The organism is Candidatus Neomarinimicrobiota bacterium, from assembly GCA_016784545.1.
Classification (GTDB): Bacteria; Fidelibacterota; UBA8477; order UBA8477; family JABMPR01; genus JABMPR01.
The window spans coordinates 61,297-82,687 of sequence record JADHUM010000006.1 but is presented as its reverse complement, the minus strand read 5'-3'; the positions used below and the strand labels follow the sequence as shown (position 1 = coordinate 82,687).

Genomic DNA, 21,391 nt, shown 5'->3' with positions numbered 1-21,391 from the left:
AAGATCTCCCTTCCGGTTTATCCGGACTGAAGGAAACTTAAAGACTATGAGTTTGATAGGTCACAGGTGTAAGCATGGTAACATGTTCAGCCGAGTGATACTAATTTTCCGTGAGGCTTGATCAATATTATTCTAATTCTATTACGCAATGCAATGCGAATACTCAGCTTTTTCCCATACTGTCATTGATAAGATTTTTGATTTTTCGACGACTTTAGCACAGGGGCAACACCCGATCCCATTCCGACCTCGGAAGTTAAGGCCTGTAGCGCCGATGATAGTGCATTCTTTGAGTGTGTGAAAGTAGGACGTTGTCGAGAAACATTGAAGAGCCCCAACCTTGGGGCTCTTTTTTTATCCCCCGTCACAACCTTGTATACAAAGAGTTCATCCGAAGTGTTACGCGTAGGAGCTCAAACTAGAAATTTTACTAACTAATGGTAGTTGCCAAAGTGTATTAAACTTCACTTCGGAAGTCAAACCATGGATTTTTGTAATGTCGTGGTAAAGAGCCTTCAAAAAGCGCTGAATCACACACCAAAAGATACCGAATTTAGGCTATTTTACATGGACAAATGACTATGCATATGTTGTTTATGGCTATGTCATGGAGTAAATTCGCGCTAAATAGAAGATGACATGGCGCACGCAGAGTTGATCTGCGTGTCTTATATTTCTTCTGTGCAGGAGGAAACTATGAAGAAGATTTTATACCTAACACTCACTTTATTAATGGCTACTATTAGCCATGGACAAAACATTGTTGTAACCGCCCAACCAGACTTGGCTGAGTGGGATATTATTTATTTGACAGATTTTGATTTTGAGAATGGCCAGAATAATCCACTCATATTCGGATATCGAATTTCTGTCGATGACAATTCCTACCCGGTTGAGAACGTAAATCTCACCTTGAATATGATTGCTAATGTCCCTTCCCTGGATCTCAATAACGAACTGTTGTTCAACGCCTCGGTGACCATGACCTTGCAAGCGCCTATCTATATTACAAATAGAGATTTGGACAGAAATGTCGAGAGTCGGGGAGTTAATGACGAGGCTGGTAACCAAATCACTTTTGACAGCTTTGTTCTTGATATGATCGATTCTGATGAAATGGAGGGCTTGGTAAATACCATTATGACCCTTGGTTCCATGCCCTCAGGTAATTATTCTTTCTCTCTGGTAGTCAATGCACCGGGATACACTTTCGCTCCAGAAGGTTTTGAACCCAACAAGCAGATTTCCATTGTTGCTCCAGCTAATATTGATCTCATTTTCCCATCATTGGGGTATGAATTTGTAAGTGACACCTATCCTGTTTTTGAATGGAATTCAACAGGTTGCGACAACTATTTTATTCGCATCTGTGAATACAATCCGATTCAGCATAGTTCACCAGAAGATGCCATGCAAAGTGAAGCTTCCTATCCCTATCCAGATAATGGGTCATTTGCATCTGTGGGAACAAATTCACAATTGGATTATTCTTCTGTTAATGGTCGTCCGCTGGAAGTGGGGAAAGCCTACGCCTGGCAGGTCAAGAAAGTTTGCAGCACAACCGGCAATGATCAAGAGTTCTATAGCGAAATTTATGGCTTTACAATTTCAGAAGCCGGTCAATCCATTACACCTTGCCAACAACAGCTGAGAAACGTACTCGGTGATAGCCAGTATAATGTTTTATTCGGCACCAATGGCCCCTTGGAGGGATATGGTGAGTGTGCAGAAATTACCCTGGATGGGGAAAATTTGAATTCAACCGATTTCGGAGCGCTTCTGGTTCAGCTAATGAGCGGTGCCTATGAAATCGAGAGCATTACGACACAATAGGGGTCTACAAAATGAAGACTATTTTAAAAGTATCTTTAATCACCATTCTCCTTGCTCTCGTGTCCATGACGGCGGTTGCTCAAGAACCGATTGGTGTTATTGCAAAATCAAGTGGAACTACCTTTCATAAGAAATTTAATGCCGATGACTATTCTCCCAGTGCAATCATGGGAACCCAGCTAAAGAATAATGACTGGATCAAAACTGGAGATGACGGATTTGTGGCAATATTCTTTCTTGACGACAAGAGTCAGCTGAAGGTTAAAGCGAACTCCGAAATGGAAATTTTGGCCGCTGTAGAGCGAGGCAAAATCTCCAAAACTATTTCCCTGGATTATGGAACTGTTAAAGCCTCTGTGAACAAGCAGAAAGGCGAGTTTAGAATTGCTACTCCCACATCAGTTGCTTCCGTAAAAGGAACAGAATGGTGGGTTGAGAGTGATGAAAATGGGGACATCTTCATCGTGGTTGCAGGTGTGGTTGAGATAGAGAATCTCATTAGTGGAACCGTTCAGAATGTTGGACAGGATGAAACTGCCACCTCAAATTCTGATGGATCGGTTAATGTTGAAGAGACCAACGACGACGATATTCCAGATGACCCAGATGACGATGATGATGCTGAGGAATCGGGTAGCACTATCCATGAACTTCGAATCCGCATGGTTAACCAAGAGACCAATTCAGAAAAATTTATAATCATCGAATACGCTGAATAATAAGCGCCTAAACGGATAATCATATTATGAAGCGACTACTTGCAATATTGCTGGTGGGGGTTGGGATAAATGGATTTGCCCTCCAATCAGACGGAGAGCTAATCCACATTGCCCCTCATGAAGCTGTCGAAGGCAGCTCGCTGAGCCTCGAAGCCATCTATACAGGAGACTTGGATGACATTCAGTCTGCCAAGATTTTGTATCGTCTGGCTGGACAAGTAGGCTATCTAGAAGCGGAGATGAGCATCGGTGATGTCAAACTTTCCGGCGATTTGCCTGGAGAAGTCATTGGAGCTCCTGGTATCGAATATGTTATTGTGGTGAGCCTCAAGGATGGTGGTCTGGTTGCTTTTCCAGTAAGTAGTGATCCACTCTCGGATCCACAGTTTGTTGCAGTTACAGAAGCCAGCCTCTCCGATGTCGCATCAAGAGGTGATGATATCAACTTTGGAGAGTTGATCATCTTGACCCCGGACCCCGGAACCATCATGCCCTTTGGGGAACCCATGATTGTGGCCGTCTCTCTTTTTAATCTGGATAACGTCGATATCAATTCGGTTCGTGTGACCTTCGATAATGCCAATGTAACCGCTTATTCGCTGATCACCACTGATCTGATTACCTATAAACCTGATGCCCTTAGCGCTGGCAAGCATACCATCTTTATTGAAGTTTCCAATATTTATGGCGTTCGCCTGTCTTCAACATCCTGGAGTTTTAACGTTCAGAGTCAGGCACAACAGATCTTTGACATGAGCGTGAATGGTAATTTGAATGTGGGTCATAGAGCAGATTTGATCAATATTAGTGTGTCTAATGTAGATTCAGTTATTGCTGGTGACACGGTGTCAGTTGCACGCTATACGCCTACTTCTCAAGGAGTAACTCGAGTAGATTTTTCAACAAATGTGAATTTTGATTGGGCAAAGGTAAAACTCTTTGCAAACCTGACCTCAAAAGAAGACCCCGGTCTACAGCCACAAAATAGGTATGGAATCAAAGTCAGAACCTCCTGGCTGAAATATGCCTATGGTGATGAGACCCCCATGATGAACCGTCTGGCCCTTTGGGGGAAACGAGTTCGCGGACACAATATTGACGCTCGTTTTAAATATTTTAATTTGCACATCGTTTCAGGACAAACGGCACGTGCCATATCTGGTACCGCCAAGTTTGATACAACCGGTTCTGAGTGGAGAAGGTCAGGGTATAGCTTTGAAAGAGGCCTGTTCGCTATCCGACCAAGTTTTGGATCCGGTAAAAATTTCCAGTTGGGCCTGTTTTACGTCCACACTCGTGATAGCATCAATACCGTCCCTTTGAGACCGGATGATTGGGATGCCAGCACTTTTTCACAAGAAATTATTACTGATGATGGAACCATTGTCGTTGGGTTCGGAGATGAAACCTATACCCTCAATGGTGAAACTCATGATATTCAATATTTCCTGAGCGGGAATAATCCTGAAGACAATATTGTGGTAGGATCGGACATCAAGCTGGCCTTGGATGATCATCGTTTCGTCATGGAAGGCAGCGCAGCCTTTTCCCTGTACAATAGAAATATTATCGACGGTGCACTAACTCGAGCTGACCTGGATACTTACGGACTATTGTCAGATTCCACAGCAGATGATACCATTGGGACAGGATCCATAGATTTGCCCCTTGCCACTCTCGATGATGCTATCTCCGGATTAGGTCTGAAATTCCTGTTGACTGATGGCAAATTTGACCCCCAGAATCTTGCAGATTACTTTATTCTAAACGAAAATTTGACCCTGCCCATTGATCTTGATAATTTTACAAATGGTAATACACTAAAAAGTCTCACCACACTGGCGCTTCACTTCGGAGCCAAAATGAATTATTACGGCAACTTCATCCATGTGGATTATCACCACGTAGGTCCTGGATATAAAGCGCTGGGTAGTCCAGTTCTCCGGCTTGATGGAAAGGGCTGGAATGGGTGGAAAATTACTGACAAAGTTCGCATGTTGAACAACATGCTATATTTGAATCTTGGCTGGGAGCTGTATAAAAATAATACCATTTCTCAAGACCTGGAAAAAGATCCACGACTTGTGCAGAATGCATTTAGTGGCGGGATCACACTCAATCCAGGTCGTGGACTTCCCACAGTTACCACCAATATGAAATATTTTACTAGAGATAATAACGTCGACGATACAACCCATACGACACAGATTGTAGGAAATGATACTCTGCTCATCATCCTTGATGAGAGGGAATTGAACGAGTCTCTCAGTTCAAACGTGAATATTACCTATTTGGTAAAGACGGGTCCTCTCGCCAATACCGTTTCATTCAACATGATGCGGTCAAATATGGATAATATCGTAATTGGTCGGGAAGGACTACTGCGCACGTCGAATCTATATGGTTTGAATCTTAAATCCGACTGGATGATCCCTCTAACAACAACCCTGGCCATTCGCAATAATCGCAATCAACTTTATGAAACATCCGATCCCAATCATCAGACCAATACCTTTAATACCTATAGACTTGGCGCTGGATATCGATTATTTGGCGGTGACCTGGTGTTGCGAAGTAGTCTGCAATACATGACATTTGAATCTGAAAAGTATCTTGAAGATGTGTTGGTCTCCAGCTTGAAAACTCAAACAAATTTACAGGTAAATGCCCAGTACACATTTAATCCAATCACTGTCAAAACCTCAACTGTGAAATCAAGAGTTATTGGTAGCTACGAACAGCGTAAATATGTCAGTGACTATACAGATTACACTGACAATACAGTCTCCGCTCGACTTGAGATGACTTTTTAAACAACCGAAATAGTTAAAAATCGGGGTATAATATGCTGAAAAAACACGGTATCGGAGTTTTATTCACTTTTATCGCTATTGTTTTAGCACTTCTCATACAAGTATTGGGATTGCTTGATCTGGCGAATTATAAAATGCTTGATTACAATTTCCAATTGCGAGGTCCCCTTTCCTCGTGGGCTTCGCACCAGAATAATCCAAATGACAGTCTTGATGTCGTATTGATTGACGTAGATGATGAAACCTTTCGTCTATTGGCAGACATTGGTTGGCCCTATCCAAGAGGGAAAATATGGGATGCCGCAATTATTAACCTGGCTAACGCCGGGGCCAAAGTAATTGTATTTGATATTCAGTTCGACTCCCGGGATGCCCATACGGCTAATGTTTTGTCCGTTTTCAATGGCGTCCTTCCAGAAGGTCGTACTGATGGTGATGTCGAGATTGCTAAAGCGATTGAATATGCCAGGAGTAAGGGCACTGAGGTTGTTATGGCTTCCACCATAAAAACTGAACTGTCGAGCGTTCCACCACAAATGTTGGTGACACCAAACGAATACATCATGCAAGTGAATCCTGATCATGGTCTCGTTGATATTGATGAGGATAAGGACCATTTTACACGTAGATATCCAGTTTTCGGTGCCATGGCCCATGAACCTGGTGTGTGGCGTCCCTCTCTGGCAGTGAAAGCCGTCAAATATTTTCTCGAGATAGATGATGATCCCGGTTTGACCTATGATTTTGAAGTAGGTGAATTTACTTACGGTCCCATTACTATCCCAACCTACGGATCTGATTATCCTGGTTTCCTCACCAATATTTACGGTCCAGCATCCCATGCTCGTATTGGAGAATCCGAACCCTGGCAAACCTTTCAACGATTCCCCTTGGTTTGGATCATAGATACAGAAGACTTTAATCTGCCAACAAGTGACGAAGATACAGACTGGATGTCAAAGTTTGACTCCACAAGTGGTTTTAACAGTATGATGCTCATGATGGATCCCACCTGGGAAATCATGGCTAGTCCATTTAAGGATAAAATCTGTATCATAGGTGTATCCGTTGAGGTCATGCATGACTACAAGTCTACCGCCTTTTTTGACTATCTGGGAGCTCCCACACTTATGCCGGGGTTTGAGTATCACGCCAATGCCACCCAAACCCTCCTGGATGAAAACTTCGTTCATGTGTTGGGCAATACCATCGAGTTTACGTCTGATTCCGCCCTGACGCATATTCTTATGGTCATTATTTGCGCCCTTCTGGCGTATTTGATCATTGCTTTCCTGGACCCACTCTGGGGAGCCATTTTGATAGGATTGCAGGCAACGGTTCTATTTAGTATCAGCATTGGAATGTTTACTACGGATCACCTGTGGTTCTTCAAGTGGATTAGTGGCAATTCAGAAAGCATTTTGATCCCGTCCCCCGGTGAAACCCTCTTTGTCCCCATCATGGCTCCACTGGTTGTCATGGGATTAACCTATCTCATAAATGTTTTGTACAGGTTTATCCTGGAACAGCGAGATAAACACTTCTTAAAAGACACGTTTGGCACCTATATCGCCCCTGAGCTCATCGATAAGATGTATGAAGAAAAACGGGAGCCAAAACTTGGTGGAGATGCCGGCGTGCACACCGCATTCTTTACTGATATTCAAAGTTTTTCGGCCTTTTCGGAGAAATTATCTGCAGAGGAAGTTGTAGAACTACTCAATGAATACCTTACCGAAATGACAGATATTCTCTTGGCAAACCAGGGGACATTGGACAAGTATATTGGAGACGCCATTGTGGCTTTCTATGGTGCTCCCGTGCCAGTCGAAAACCATGAGTATCGGGCTTGTCTCACCGCCATTGAAATGCAGGATGGATTGGATCAACTCCGGAAAAAGTGGCAGGCAGAAGGTGATCGATGGCCTGATATCGTTCACCACATGCAGAATCGTATAGGTATTGCTACAGGGGATATGGTAACGGGAAATATGGGTTCTGCCATGCGCATGAATTACACGATGATGGGAGATGTAGTAAATACAGCTGCCCGCTTCGAAGCATCAGCCAAACAATACGGAGTTTACATACAAGTCCTTGAATCCACCTATGAAGCTTGTAAGGATGAATTTCATTGGCGAGAATTGGACTATGTGACGGTAAAGGGAAAATCAGTTCCAGCATATTCATATGAGTTGATTGCTAAAAAAGGAAACCTGAGCTCTGCCTATGAAAAGTTGTTACCCGTATACAACAAAGGATTGCAACTTTATCGGTCACAAAAGTGGGTTGAAGCCAAGAAGACTTTTATTGAGGCAGACGCCCTGGAAGATATGTTTCCTTTTAGACCCACCAATCCCAGTCGAGTGTATATCGGACGCTGTGAATATTTTATGGAAAATTCGCCTGGTGAGGATTGGGATGGTTCTTGGACATTGACTTCCAAGTAATCATCATCTCATTACAAATTCCTGAATGCAAGATTAATGTTTCCTCAACTTGATCCACTCATATTTTGCAGCCATGAATACTACTGAGCAAATTCGGGGAAAAATATTGTGGGCTGATGATGAGATTGATCTCCTCAGATCCCATGTCATGTTTTTAGAAGGCAAAGGCTTTCAGGTTACAACTGTGACCAATGGGGATGATGCCATTGCTCTGTGCCAGAATGACAGGTTCGACATCGTCCTCCTGGATGAGACCATGCCTGGAAAAGATGGGCTTGAGACCCTGTCCATCTTAAAGACTGAACAGCCTGCACTCCCCATCATCATGATCACAAAAAATGAAGAAGAGAAACTCATGGAAGAGGCTATCGGGAGTAAAATTTCTGATTACCTCACCAAACCTGTCAATCCCTCACAGATTTTACTCGCTATCATCAAGATTCTTGAAAATCGACAGATTAAACAGGATGCTGTATCTGGTCAGTACATGAGTGCATTCGCAAATCTCGCCTTTAACATAGAAAACTCCCCCAGTCCTCAAGAATGGATAAATATTCACGACCAATTGTCTGCCTGGGAGCTTGAGCTGGATGATTATCCTGATCTTGGCTTTGATGAAATGCTTCTCCAGCAACAACACGAAGCCAACGATAGATTTACACGTTTTATAAAATCAAATTATGAAAACTGGGTCAATGTATCGGCTGACAAACGGCCTACGCTTTCTCCTGACGTTTTTTCAACTGCTGTGAAACCGCTTCTTGAAAATGATAAAAAAGTACTCATGCTGATTATCGATTGCATGCGCTGGGATCAGTGGCTCACCCTGGAACCGCTGCTCTATAATGACTATCAGATCAAACGTGATGGCTACTTCTCGCTATTGCCAACGACTACAGAATACAGTCGCAATGCCATTTTCAGTGGTCTTTTTCCTGATGATATGCAAAGATTTCACCCCGAGTGGTGGGGGGGAAGTGATGAGCACAGTCTCAATCGTTATGAATCGGCCTTTTTGCAGGAAAACATCAGAAGATCTGGGCTGCAATTGAAACCAGAAGCAAAATATAAAAAGATTATCAGCAATCGTGACGGCATCCAATTTAGCAAACAATTTGGATCCTGGGGAAGTCAGAAATTGGTGACCCTGGTGGTGAACCAGGTGGATCTTCTTGCCCATCGCCGCACCGATTCACCCATACTGCGTGAACTTCTGCCCAATGAGGCCAGCTATAGAGAGATCGTACGGGCCTGGTTCAATAATTCCTGGATAAAGGAAGTATTATCCTCAGCAGCAAAAATGGGTTTTCATGTTGTTATCACCTCGGATCATGGCAGTGTAAGAGTTCAACAACCAACCCAAATTCTTGCAGACCGTGAAGCTTCAACAAACCTGCGATTCAAACAGGGGCGCAATCTGAAACCCAGCGCCAAAGATGCCTGGTTCCTGGATAAACCTGGCAGACTCAGGATTCCCTCAACTATTCAAAATGATACCCTGGCCATTGCCCAGAAAACGTACTATTTCCTCTATCCCAATAATTACCGGAAATACCAAAACAAATATACTGATACCTATCAGCATGGCGGTCTGAGCATGTGGGAAATGATTCTCCCACTGGCATATCTGGAGCCTAAATGATCCATCAATACTTTTTCCAGACCCACAGTCCAGAGGAAACGAACCAACTGGCTCAAAATTTAGCTGCACAACTAGAACCTGGTGATATTCTGGCAATGAGCGGAAATTTAGCCAGTGGAAAAACCACCTTTACCCAGGGCTTAACCTCTTTCTTTGATATCAAAGAGTACGCCCTGAGTCCAACCTTCACCTATATCAATGAATACCACGGCTCACAACAGGATATTATTCATATCGATGCTTATCGGCTCAGTAGCGGAGAAGAATTAATTTCAATGGGAATCTGGGAGTATTTTGAGTCTGGTGCAATTGTCATCATCGAGTGGGCGGATATTGTTGCTGGAGCCATCCCGGAGGATGCATTTGGGTTGAGTTTTCGTGTCATTGACGGTGAAGAAAACGGTCGCGAAATATTGATACATTCGCCCCGGGCTTTGGCGATCAGCTTATGATCATCGCCTGTGATACTTCCTCAGTTGTTTGTTCAGTAGCCCTCTCTGATAAGGGCTCAATATTGTGGGAAAAAGAAGCTAGCGGTGGACAGATACATATTGAGAAATTATCGCCCTTTTTAAAAGAATCTCTGAATTATTGTCGCTCAATAGGAAAAGCTCCAGACGCTCTTGCAATTGCAATTGGTCCCGGAAGTTTTAATGGCTTGCGAATCGGTCTGGCTACCATGAAAGCACTGGCAGTAGCACTTGAAATTCCTTTGATTCCTATCCCAACCACTGATGCCCTGGCTTATGGAATACAAGACCAGTTAAGCGGGATCTCCCGTGCAGTTATATACTCTCACCGGAATTTCGTACATTACGCAGATTATAATGACTCCCTTTCAAATAAAATTGTTACCCCAGAGTTTAATTATGGAGCATGGGATCAGCTTTATGAGCAGCACATAGACCATTATTTTGGGACGGCCGATCGCGGGTTTAAAACCTGGCTACAGGGACCAGAGGCAATTGAGGTCAAATCCAGATTTGTACATATCAATGCAAAAGCATCATTTGTTGCCCTCTTAGCCGAGGCTCGTACCGATATGGGACAACCTAAGCTGGATGAGCTGGAACCGCTTTATAATGCCGTTTACGAGGCCAAAAAGTGGGTTCCTCCTCAATTCTGAAGACCCTATGGAACCCCCCACAGAAATGAATCCAGTAAGCTGGGATTCTATGAATTACAAATTGGTCTAACTTGCTTTGTAGGTTATTATGTATCAGGGTGAAATACCTGTATAATTTTAAGGAATTTGAATGAGCTGGTTTCGACGAAAAGATAAAAATATTCAGACTATAAATTCTGAAAAGAAGGATATAAAAGAAGGTCTCTGGGTAAAATGTCCCAGTTGCCGCCAGATCCTGTATAAAGCAGAGTTGATGCAAAGCAATAATGTTTGCTACAAGTGCGGATACCACTTTAGAATTCCCGCTGCCAGCTATGTAGATCTTTTATTGGATACGGATGGCCGACAACAACATTTTCAAGGCATCAAACCCCTTGACCCCCTAAAATTCAAAGCCCAAAAAAAGTACTCCGACCAAATCGCCGCCGCTCAGCAGCGAACGGGTCACAATGAGGCAGTTCAGGTTTATGAAGGACTCATGTTCGAGAAACCAATTGTGGTTGCAGTGATGGACTTCTCTTTTATAGGTGGTAGCATGGGTTCAGCTGTTGGCCAGTTGCTCGCAAAAGCTGCCGATCTGTCGAGAGAGAAGAAAATACCCCTGATCATTGTATCCGCGTCTGGGGGAGCGCGCATGATGGAGGGAGCATATTCCCTTATGCAAATGGCCAAGACTTCTGCCAAACTCAGCCAGTTGGCAGATGCAAAAGTTCCATATATCTCCATAATGACTGACCCTACAACTGGTGGGGTTACAGCAAGTTTTGCCATGCTGGGTGATGTGAATATTGCCGAGCCCGGAGCTCTCATTGGCTTTGCTGGAGAAAGAGTTATTAAGCAGACCATTGGTGCTGATCTACCCGAAGGTTTTCAGCGTGCTGAATTTCTGTTGGAAAAGGGCTTCCTTGATTTGATTGTCCCCAGAGATGACCTCAAGAAGCAGGTTGCAGAAATTCTAGATATTCTTCATGCAAAAGCCTAAAATTCTACTTACCAATGATGACGGGATAAATGCGCCAGGAATTGAAACCCTGGCAGAATCATTATCAGATTTTGCAGAAATATCCATTGTTGCACCCCTATTTGAAATGAGTGCAATGGGGCATGCCATAACCATTTCAGATCCCCTCAAAGTGACGGAAATATTTAAGGACGACGCGCACTTTGGTTGGGCTGTCGGTGGGACCCCTGCGGATTGTGTAAAATTGGCAATCAATGGTGGGCTGGTAGAGAGACCAGACCTCGTCATATCAGGGATAAATCAGGGCGCCAATGTGGGTGTTGATATTATTTATTCAGGGACTGTTTCTGCAGCCTATGAGGGAACCATATTAAGCATCCCATCCATGGCCATCTCCTTGGATTCATTTGTGCAGAAGGATTTTAGAGCTGCAGGCAAAGTCGCCCATATTATGGCCGAGAGAATTCTTAAAGAAGGCTTACCGGAGGGTACGCTTCTGAATGTGAATGTTCCTGCAGGTGATTATAGTTCATTTAAAGGCTTTTCTGTGACCAGGCAGGGAAGTGGTACCTATAAGGAAAAAATGGACAGACGCGAGGATCCCCGTAAAAGGGTCTATTATTGGTTGTCTGGCACCCGTAGTTATGAAAATCCTGATCCAGATATGGATGAGAATGCAGTACGAGCAGGATATGTGACACTTACTCCACTTCACTATGAACTTACCAACACAGGTTATATGCAGGCATTAAAATCCTGGGAACTGAAATTAGGGTAGCAGACCATGCACGAATTAGTATTGATATTAGATTTTGGCTCTCAGTATACGCAGCTCATTGCTCGTCGCATAAGAGAAGAGCAGGTCTATTGTCGCATTGAACGTTCTGATTTAAGCGCAACTGAAATACAAACCATGGGAGCAAAGGCATTGGTCCTTTCTGGTGGTCCCAACAGCATTTTTGAAGCACATGCCCCCCAGGTCGACCCTGCTATTTTTGAATTGGGGATACCCATCCTTGGTGTGTGTTATGGACTCCAGATTATGGCCCAGCATTTCAAGGGAAATGTAATTCCTGGCGAAACCAGAGAATACGGCCCCATGGGAATCCAGTTCCCGGCAAAAAGTCCTCTATTTGAGGGCGTGAGTGAAGGATCTCAGGTCTGGATGAGTCATGGCGATCATGTAGAAACTATTCCTGAAAATTTTAGCATCATTGCCCGCTCAAGTGGTAATCTGATTGCAGGCATATCTAATGAGTCAAAAGATTTTTATGGCGTACAGTTTCACCCTGAAGTGAACCACACCGTTCAGGGGCAAACCATAATTAGTAATTTCTTATTTAAAATTGCTGACTTCAGTCGTGATTGGACCTCGTCCAGCTTCGTTGATGCGGCTATTAAGGAAATTCAAGCTACTGTGGGTGACGGGAAGGTTTTGCTTGGTTTAAGTGGTGGGGTCGATTCTTCTGTACTTGCATTTCTCATGCATGAAGCCATTGGTGATAATTGTGTACCTGTATTTATCAATAATGGCCTGTTGCGTGAACATGAGACGGAAGAAGTAAAATCACTTTTTGAAGCCTCCCATGTAAAAATTTACCAGCATGATTATACTGAAGCTTTCCTCTCAGAACTCGAAGGAGTGACTGAGCCTGAAAAAAAGCGTAAAATTATTGGAAGGGTCTTTATAGAAGCCTTTGAAGAAGTTGCCAGAGAAATCCAGGGCATTGACTTTCTGGCCCAGGGGACCCTGTATCCAGATGTCATCGAAAGTGGTTCATTGACGGGACATGCAGTTACGATTAAAAGTCACCATAATGTTGGTGGTCTTCCAGAGAAAATGGCCTTGAAGGTTATCGAACCCTTTAACGAACTCTTTAAAGATGAAGTTAGGGCTGTTGGCAGAGTTTTAAATGTGCCGGTTAAAATAATTGGGCGACATCCATTCCCAGGACCCGGTCTGGCTGTACGTTGTCTGGGAGCTGTGAGCGAAGATCGGCTACGCATATTGAGAGCCGCTGATCAAATATTTATAGATAAACTTTATGAAACTGGATGGTATGATAAAATATGGCAGGCTTTCACTGTCTTACTTCCCATTCAAACCGTAGGTGTTATGGGGGATAAGCGCACTTACGAAAACGTGTTAGCCATTAGAGCTGTTCACAGTTTGGATGGAATGACAGCTGATTGGGTCAGAATTCCTTATGAAATCATTGCAGATATCTCCAGCAAAATAGTTAATTCAGTGAGTGGCGTGAACCGGGTTGTTTATGATGTGACCTCAAAGCCACCTGGAACTATTGAGTGGGAGTAACATTTAATTCCTGACTCCATTTGTTAGCAGAAAACTATAGTAGGTAAAATATGTGTGGAATAGTTGGTTACATCGGTAAAAATAATGCAATTCCTGTCGTCATTCAGGGTTTACAGCGATTGGAGTACAGGGGTTATGACTCCTGTGGTATCGCCATGATGGATTCTGAAAAAATGATTTTGGAAAAGGTGACTGGCAAAGTTGACGAGCTGCAGGGGCTTTTGGCCCGTCAAAAAATGGGCAGTAATGTGGCAATCGGACACACACGCTGGGCCACACATGGTCCACCTACCATTTCAAATGCGCATCCCCACACCAGTCAAGACGGGAAAGTAGCCCTGGTCCACAATGGAATCATCGAAAATTATAAGGTGCTCAGAGATGGACTAATCAGCTCTGGCTATGAATTTAGCAGTGAGACCGACACAGAGGTGATAGCTGCCCTGGTTAGCCAGGCATATCGTGGCAATCTTGAACATGCTGTAAGAGAAGCTCTCTCCCATGTTGTTGGTGCTTATGGACTGGCTGTTATCCATACGGATGAACCGGAAAAAATTGTCTGCACTCGCAAAGGTGCACCCCTCATTATGGCAGTGGGTGATGGTGAATTCTATGTGGCCTCCGATGTGGCTGCCATTCTCCAATATTCAAAGGATGTCATTTACCTTGATAATGAGGAAATAGGAATCCTGACACCAGAAGGAGTGAAGACCTATTCTGGTGATGATGAACCCGTTGATAAAAAAATTCATAAAATCACCTTTAATCTTGAGGAAGTTGAGAAAGGTGGCTACGAGCATTTTATGCTTAAGGAGATTTTTAGCCAGCCACAGACTATCTATGATGCCATGCGGGGGCGCTTACTTCCCGAGACAGGGGATGCCCATCTGGGTGGTATCGATCATATGATTGGCTCAATACTACACGCAGATCAACGCTATTTTACGGCCTGTGGGACGTCCTGGCATGCCGCGCTGATTGGTGAGATGATGTTTGAGCAATTCGCCCGTATACCTTGCGAAGTTGAGTATGCCAGTGAATTTCGCTACCGGGAACCCCTGGTGGATGCAAAATCAATTGTATTCGCCATCAGTCAGTCAGGAGAAACGGCAGACACCTTGGCTGCCATCCAGGAAGCCAAGACCCGTGAGGCAACCGTCCTGGGAATATGCAATGTCGTCGGGAGTTCAATTGCCAGAGAAACGGAAGCTGGCGTTTATATCCATGCTGGTCCAGAAATTGGCGTCGCATCCACCAAAGCGTTTACATCCCAGGTGACCGTATTGTCATTACTCACCCTGAAACTCGCCCGGTTGATGGGGATGAGCAGGGAGGATGGGCTTGAGATTAGTCAGGCCATGCAGAAACTTCCAGAGAATGTTGAATGGGTATTGAAGCAAGCTGAACAAATTGCTGAAATCGCTAAATTGTACTCAGATGCTGCAAACTTTTTATATCTGGGTCGCGGCGTCAACTTTCCTGTTGCCCTTGAGGGAGCACTCAAACTCAAAGAAATTTCATATATCCATGCTGAAGGATATCCTGCTGCTGAGATGAAACATGGTCCCATTGCCTTGATTGACAAATCCATGCCCATTGTTGCCATAGCTCCCCAGGACAAGACTTATGATAAAATTATCAGTAATATCGAAGAAGTTAAAGCCAGACATGGACGAGTCATTGCCCTGGCCACAGAAGGGGATACCAGAATCAAGGATATAGCAGACCATGTCCTCTACGTTCCAGCGGCCTTATCATTTACAGCTCCTATTTTGAACGTCATACCCCTGCAACTTCTCTCCTATTATATTGCTGTAGAGCGTGGTTGCAACGTGGATCAACCTAGAAACTTAGCAAAGAGCGTAACGGTGGAGTAATTCATGAGGAAACTTCTAATTTTACTCGTTCCCCTCTTCATTTTTGGAGCACGACCTGATTTTAAGGATGGGGTCTCACTTTATAATAAGGGAGCGTATTGGGAGGCTTTGCGAGTATTTGCTGAATTGGCAGATGAGGAAGACTCACTCAATCCCCAACGTTCTGCCTCGTCCTACATGAGAATTAGATGCTACAATAAACTGGGATTCAGTCAGCGTGCCCTTATGCTCGCCCGCGACTTCCCCGCTTCCTACCCTGGCAGTAATTATCTGGATGACCTTGAATTTCTCATTGGTGAGATCCATCTTGATCTAGGCGATGCCCGTGAAGCAGCCTGGTATTTTGCATCTTCTGCCATCACAACCAAAGACAAAAAAATAAGAAAAGCAGCTCGCGAATTCGCCGAATCACTCATTGCCACAGCTTGTGATGTGGATGATTTGCATGCGCTGGCAGGCAGATCAATTGATAGGACAGGCCAGTATGTGTCTCTCCTCGTAGCCGAGCGCTTTATCAAAGATGGGAATAAAGGGGAATCAATTAGTATTCTCTTCAATATGCGTCCCTATATCAAGGATGATGATCTCCGCAAAAAAGCAATCTCTCTTTATAATAAATTTGGGTCAAATCAGACTGATACACTCCACGTGGCTGTCGTTCTTCCACTGACTGGACCTCTCGGTGATATAGGGAGCACAATCCTGGATGGGATAAAATTTTCAGCGATGAACTACATGGATAGTACGGATCAGGGGATTGAGCTGCACATCTACGATAATGAAAGCAAATTATCTGAGACCATCAATATTGCCAGACAGGTAAGAGATGATCCTCGGGTCATCGCCATGATAGGTCCCTTAACCAATGAAAATGTCAAAGGCACCGCTGCCGTGCTGGAAGGTCACTCTATTCCCATTATTGCCCCAACGGCGACTGAAAATCACCTGACCAACCTATCCAAAGGCATTTTCCAATACCGATCCACCAGAGAACGTAAAGCTGTAGCCATGGCTGAATATGCGGTACAGACTCTGGGATTGAAAACTTTCGCGATTATTGCTCCTTCTACAGAGTATGGACAGCAATTCGCAGATAATTTTGCCATGCGTGTCGATGAAATGGGTGGCATTATTCAGTATCAGGGCTGGTATGTTGGTGAACCCACAGATCTCAGCAAGGTTCATTTCCGGAGAATCAGAGAACAGGGGCTGGAAGAGCTCTATACTAAATTTCAAGCAGACTCATTGCGCCTGGACTCCTTGCTCATTGGAATGCTTACTGAGGGAGATTCAATAAACATTTATGAGGAACAACTAAATCCTATTTTCAAAAAATCAAGACCTACCCGCGGAGACTCTTTAGGCGTTAAATTGTCCCACATCGATGGAATTTTCTTCCCCATCCATGAAGGCAATATGCGCTATATACTCTATCAACTTGCCAGCAATAATCTGGTTACGCATATACTTGGTGATGAGAATTGGCTTGATAAAGATGCCTTGAAGAAGGATGCGAGCTACATAAAGGATTTAACCGTCGTGGCAGGGGATAGACTTGGTTTTCAGAAGATGAGTCCTGCTTTCTCCGATGAGTATGTTCGTATTTTTAAACATCGACCTGATCAATACGATTATCTTGGCTATGATGTTATGGGGATGTTGCTTGAATCAGCTCAATATGCAGGAGGCTCTGGGAGTAAGCTCTGGGAAGTCATGATAAACGCTCCCATTTACGAAGGATTGGTACATCAAGTACAGTGGGGCGGGGCAACCCGGCGTGAAAATGATCTGGTCTTTCTCATGGATTATGTTGAGAATTCATTTGAATTAACAGGGTACTATGATAATTCCGGATTTTTCTCCATGGATAGTCTTGATACGGGTATTCTTGATATGGAGTCAACATCGGAGATCGAATAAGGGTTATTAAACCTCAAATACTCACTCAATCCCCACACATCTCGCTGGGATTTTCGACTCGTCTTGGGGGAGTGAGCCCACACCCTTTCAAAGGATTGAATATGTCCACATCCCGTGGTGATAGCGAAGCCAACGTTGCTGCAAATAGACAATTGTTTTTTAAGGAGTTCGGAATCAACCCAGCACAACTTGCTGAACCCCTTCAGATAGGTAGGGACGGAGTTAAAATTATTGATCAGCCTGGCGAATATGCCAGTCAAGATGCTCTCATTACTGCTCAACCAGGCGTTTATCTACGGGTCCTCACAGCGGATTGCTCACCCATTCTTATATGGTCTGATAAAGACCTTCTTGTCGCAGCAGTGCATTCTGGATGGCAGGGCTCTGAACTTGATATTCTGGGGAAAACATTGAAGAAAATGCACACTGAAATGGGGGCCGAATTGGAATCCCTCTACCTGGTTATTGGACCAGGATTGTCTCAGGACAATTTTGAAGTGGGTCCGGAATTCAGTGATAAATTTCCTGCAGAATTTTTAATACCTTTACAAGGTAGGAATAGATATTTGTTCGATAACAATGCCTACTTGAGAGACACAGCCATTCGATTGGGTGTACCAGCCCATCACATTGAGACATTACCTTACTGTAGTTATAAAGAGGATAGCCTCTTTTACTCCCATCGTCGCGATGCTGGAACCACCGGAAGAATGATGTCAGTAATAGGAATAAACCAATGAGTCCCCTGAGCGCAGCAATCCTTGCCATCATACAAGGTCTAACCGAATTTCTCCCAGTTTCAAGTTCTGGTCACCTGGTTCTAGGTGAAGCCCTCTTGGGTTCCCATTCCTTTGGAAATAGTATCGCTTTTGAACTGGTTGTGCACCTCGGTACTTTTCTGGCGGTCCTGGTCGTCTTCTGGAAAGATATTGTGCATCTGGTCCAAGTGTTTTTTGTGCGTCTGCTTAAACCAGGTAGTTGGTCCACAGAGTATCAGAACAATGATGATTTCAAGACCGCTGTACTTATGCTCATTGCCATGCTACCAGCCGGTGTAGTTGGTCTCTTATTACGGGATCAGATCAGCGAATTATTCTCACAACCCTTCATGGTCAGTTTTGCGCTTTTATTTACTGGCTCAATGCTGCTATCAACCAAGTATTTTAAGAAGTCAGACAAGCAAATTGATTTTAAAAAAGCCCTGCTTATCGGGTTTGCTCAAGCTCTGGCGCTCGTCCCGGGCATCTCACGCTCAGGATCAACTATTTCCATGGCTCTTGGACTCGGGGTTAAGCAGGAGCAGGCTGCAAGATTCAGTTTTATCATGGTACTACCACTCATCATCGCAGCTACAGTCCTAGAGTTCCTTGATCTGTTGAAAGTCGGCATATCATCAGATGAAGTTTCAATTTTGCTCATTGGATTGGTCATATCATTTGTGGTTGGAATATTTAGCCTGAAGTGGCTGCTTCAATTGTTAAAGAGCGGCAAGTTTCATTATTTTGCCTGGTATTGTTTCACCATTGCAGTAATAGGATTGTTTTTCTTTTAACCATGTCCCCAAAGCAAAGCTATAGTCAGACAATTTCGGAACTCCAGAAGGGGAGAATAGGTAGTCTATATTTTGCCATGGGTTCAGACTATTATCTGTATAGAAAATTCCTGAGTGAATTTCGAGCTGCTTTCAAGCAACGCTATGGTGAAAACGCCAGCCTGGTTCAACGCTGGGGTGCAGATTTGAAGCTGGCAACAGATGTCAGTAATTTGCTTGGCGGGGGAGGCCTCTTTTCATCAGCCAGTCTCATCATGCTGCATGAAATTCAGGATGCAGGGACCGCTGTGAAAACCAAATTAGCTGAAATGCTGGGAAATTTGCCTGAGGATACCGTTGTACTTGCCCATTACTCTGTCAGTGATTTTAGAAGGGCAAAATGGCTTGACGCTATCCAGGGGGTTGCTCAAGTCGTTTCCATGACCAGCCCGGAATCCTCCCAGCTGCCGGGACTCGTTGGGAAAATGGCCACTTCGCGCGATCTCAATATAGACGAAGCTGGAATTTATCGCTTGATAGAGTTGAGCAGTGGTGAGTTAGCCATCATCGATAATGAGCTTGAAAAAATGACGCTCTACCTCGATGATGTTTCTGTACCCATCGGTCGAGAAGTAATAGACCAGGTGGCCGGGGATATTGAAAATGCACATGCATCACAATTTATTGACGCCATTTTTAATCGCGATCGTCAGGTGGCCATTCAGACATTGGTAGAAATTGACCATCAGGGGAAGGAAGGTCTTCCTTATCTGGTCTCCCTCCTCTACAACTGTCTTATCCAACTCATGGCCCTTAGAGAATCACCTGAAGCCCGTAAAACTATCAGCCAGGGTGCGACATCAGGGTATTTTTTAAACAAATTGGGTTCAGTTTCAAAAAATTATACGCTTGAAGAATTACAGGATGCCACACGCGAGCTGGCAAATCTGGACTTGAAGTTTAGATTGGGTTCCATGGATACGCTAACTGCTTTTACTGAATGGGTGTCAAAGGTTGTGTAAGGAATGAGTGAAAAGCCAATAAAAACAGACGAGCAACTTATTGCAGAGTTTCAAGCTGGGAATGAGAATGCCTTTGTCGAGTTAGTTGATCGTTATAAGGATCGTCTGGTAAACTTTGTATATCGATTTCTCCATGATATGACTGATGCAGAAGACATGGTTCAGGAAACATTTTTAAAAGTTTACAAGAATAAACATGCCTACCGTGAAATCGCAAAATTCTCTACATGGATCTATACAATAGCTGGAAATCTGGCCCGCTCTGAACTAAGAAAACGTAAACGTCGTAAAACTTATACGATGTCAGATCTGTCCTTTGATGACAATGAATTTACCCCCGTTGATCCTGGCAAGGACACAGAAGGTATTGTTTTTAATAGTTATGCTGGGGAAGAAATAATGAGGGCTATTTATGCGCTCCCAGAGCCATTTAAAACCATAGTAATTTTACGAGATATTCAGGAACTTTCTTACGAAGACATCAGTACAATACTCGACATCCCAATGGGCACTGTCAAATCGCGTGTCAATAGAGCACGTTTGAAATTACAGGAAACATTGAGCTACCTAAAGGAGTAATCCTATAGCCAAAAACGCTATTGTTAGAGCACCATACATCGAGGAAGATTAGACATGCAAAATACAGATTGCACATTTATTTGTGAACAGTTCACCGAATATCAGGAAAATTCGCTCCCATCTGAAATCAGAGCTAAGGTAGACAGTCATCTAGCCTCATGTTCCTCCTGCATGGAGATGTTTGAAAAATTAACCGACGCTATTGAAACACTTCATAGTCTTCGCACCCTCAAAGCTTCACCTGAATTTACATCAACCTTATTATCACGGATCGATACACTTAATCAGGAAACTGTTTGGCAAAAAATTTACGCCTCCTCATATTCAAGGGTCGCGGGTTACGCCCTTGCAGCCGGTTTGGTAGTGGCACTTGGAATTAATGTCTTGATAGATCCAAAATCTCCAATGAAACCAGATGTTCAATTAAATTTCGCTGGGGAAAAGATAAATCCAGCTCAACCCTCTCAATCACTGGCAGAAGTGACTGATAGTTCTGCAAACGCTTCTTCAGACTCCCTAACACTTCAGAATTCAACGATTAATTCCAATAACCAATCAATGCAATTGGTCAGTGGAAAGAAATAAACTTTAGCCCCACAAA

Annotated in this window: 17 protein-coding genes and 2 rRNA genes; all 19 read left to right on the top strand. The window is 43.8% G+C overall.

What is annotated here, in order from left to right; all coding sequences use genetic code 11:
• A 23S ribosomal RNA gene (locus ISR87_02760) occupies nucleotides 1-125 on the top strand; the annotation flags it as partial.
• A gap of 79 nt (nucleotides 126-204) precedes the next feature.
• Nucleotides 205-320 (top strand): 5S ribosomal RNA (rrf, locus tag ISR87_02755).
• Between the two features lie 376 nt (nucleotides 321-696).
• Nucleotides 697-1,833 carry a hypothetical protein gene (locus tag ISR87_02750; GenBank protein MBL7024350.1) on the top strand — a complete coding sequence of 379 codons (1,137 nt, stop codon included), beginning with the start codon at nucleotides 697-699 and terminating at the stop codon, nucleotides 1,831-1,833.
• 11 nt (nucleotides 1,834-1,844) lie between these two features.
• Nucleotides 1,845-2,552, top strand: a complete 708-nt coding sequence (locus ISR87_02745) for a FecR domain-containing protein (protein ID MBL7024349.1) — start codon at nucleotides 1,845-1,847, stop codon at nucleotides 2,550-2,552.
• 26 nt (nucleotides 2,553-2,578) lie between these two features.
• The gene (locus ISR87_02740; protein MBL7024348.1) at nucleotides 2,579-5,365 is read left to right on the top strand and encodes a hypothetical protein; all 2,787 of its coding nucleotides are present in this window, start codon (nucleotides 2,579-2,581) and stop codon (nucleotides 5,363-5,365) included.
• Between the two features lie 32 nt (nucleotides 5,366-5,397).
• On the top strand, nucleotides 5,398-7,815 hold the full coding sequence (locus tag ISR87_02735) for an adenylate/guanylate cyclase domain-containing protein (protein ID MBL7024347.1): 2,418 nt from the start codon (nucleotides 5,398-5,400) through the stop codon (nucleotides 7,813-7,815).
• A gap of 49 nt (nucleotides 7,816-7,864) precedes the next feature.
• The gene (locus tag ISR87_02730) at nucleotides 7,865-9,457 is read left to right on the top strand and encodes a response regulator (GenBank protein ID MBL7024346.1); all 1,593 of its coding nucleotides are present in this window, start codon (nucleotides 7,865-7,867) and stop codon (nucleotides 9,455-9,457) included.
• Nucleotides 9,454-9,909, top strand: a complete 456-nt coding sequence (gene tsaE, locus ISR87_02725) for a tRNA (adenosine(37)-N6)-threonylcarbamoyltransferase complex ATPase subunit type 1 TsaE (protein MBL7024345.1) — start codon at nucleotides 9,454-9,456, stop codon at nucleotides 9,907-9,909. The genes ISR87_02730 and tsaE overlap by 4 nt, the downstream gene beginning before the upstream one ends.
• Nucleotides 9,906-10,583 carry a tRNA (adenosine(37)-N6)-threonylcarbamoyltransferase complex dimerization subunit type 1 TsaB gene (gene tsaB, locus ISR87_02720; GenBank protein ID MBL7024344.1) on the top strand — a complete coding sequence of 226 codons (678 nt, stop codon included), beginning with the start codon at nucleotides 9,906-9,908 and terminating at the stop codon, nucleotides 10,581-10,583. The genes tsaE and tsaB overlap by 4 nt, the downstream gene beginning before the upstream one ends.
• Nucleotides 10,584-10,713: 130 nt before the next feature.
• Nucleotides 10,714-11,565: an acetyl-CoA carboxylase carboxyltransferase subunit beta gene (locus ISR87_02715; protein ID MBL7024343.1), complete on the top strand. Its 852-nt coding sequence runs from the start codon at nucleotides 10,714-10,716 to the stop codon at nucleotides 11,563-11,565.
• Nucleotides 11,552-12,322, top strand: coding sequence for a 5'/3'-nucleotidase SurE (gene surE, locus ISR87_02710; GenBank protein ID MBL7024342.1), 771 nt, complete (start codon nucleotides 11,552-11,554; stop codon nucleotides 12,320-12,322). The genes ISR87_02715 and surE overlap by 14 nt, the downstream gene beginning before the upstream one ends.
• Nucleotides 12,323-12,328: 6 nt before the next feature.
• Entirely contained in the window at nucleotides 12,329-13,861 is a 1,533-nt protein-coding gene (gene guaA, locus ISR87_02705) for a glutamine-hydrolyzing GMP synthase (protein MBL7024341.1), read from the top strand.
• 50 nt (nucleotides 13,862-13,911) lie between these two features.
• A complete protein-coding gene (gene glmS / locus ISR87_02700) occupies nucleotides 13,912-15,738 on the top strand; it encodes a glutamine--fructose-6-phosphate transaminase (isomerizing) (GenBank protein MBL7024340.1) in 1,827 nt (608 codons plus the stop codon).
• A 3-nt stretch (nucleotides 15,739-15,741) separates the two neighbouring features.
• The gene (locus tag ISR87_02695) at nucleotides 15,742-17,658 is read left to right on the top strand and encodes a penicillin-binding protein activator (GenBank protein ID MBL7024339.1); all 1,917 of its coding nucleotides are present in this window, start codon (nucleotides 15,742-15,744) and stop codon (nucleotides 17,656-17,658) included.
• 71 nt (nucleotides 17,659-17,729) lie between these two features.
• Entirely contained in the window at nucleotides 17,730-18,398 is a 669-nt protein-coding gene (gene pgeF, locus ISR87_02690) for a peptidoglycan editing factor PgeF (GenBank protein MBL7024338.1), read from the top strand.
• Nucleotides 18,395-19,210 carry an undecaprenyl-diphosphatase UppP gene (uppP, locus tag ISR87_02685; protein ID MBL7024337.1) on the top strand — a complete coding sequence of 272 codons (816 nt, stop codon included), beginning with the start codon at nucleotides 18,395-18,397 and terminating at the stop codon, nucleotides 19,208-19,210. Before pgeF ends, uppP begins: the two co-directional genes overlap by 4 nt.
• Before the next feature lie 2 nt (nucleotides 19,211-19,212).
• Entirely contained in the window at nucleotides 19,213-20,211 is a 999-nt protein-coding gene (locus ISR87_02680) for a hypothetical protein (GenBank protein MBL7024336.1), read from the top strand.
• Nucleotides 20,212-20,214: 3 nt separating this feature from the next.
• Nucleotides 20,215-20,790: a sigma-70 family RNA polymerase sigma factor gene (locus ISR87_02675; protein ID MBL7024335.1), complete on the top strand. Its 576-nt coding sequence runs from the start codon at nucleotides 20,215-20,217 to the stop codon at nucleotides 20,788-20,790.
• 54 nt (nucleotides 20,791-20,844) lie between these two features.
• Nucleotides 20,845-21,375, top strand: coding sequence for a hypothetical protein (locus ISR87_02670; GenBank protein ID MBL7024334.1), 531 nt, complete (start codon nucleotides 20,845-20,847; stop codon nucleotides 21,373-21,375).
• Nucleotides 21,376-21,391 lie beyond the last annotated feature (16 nt).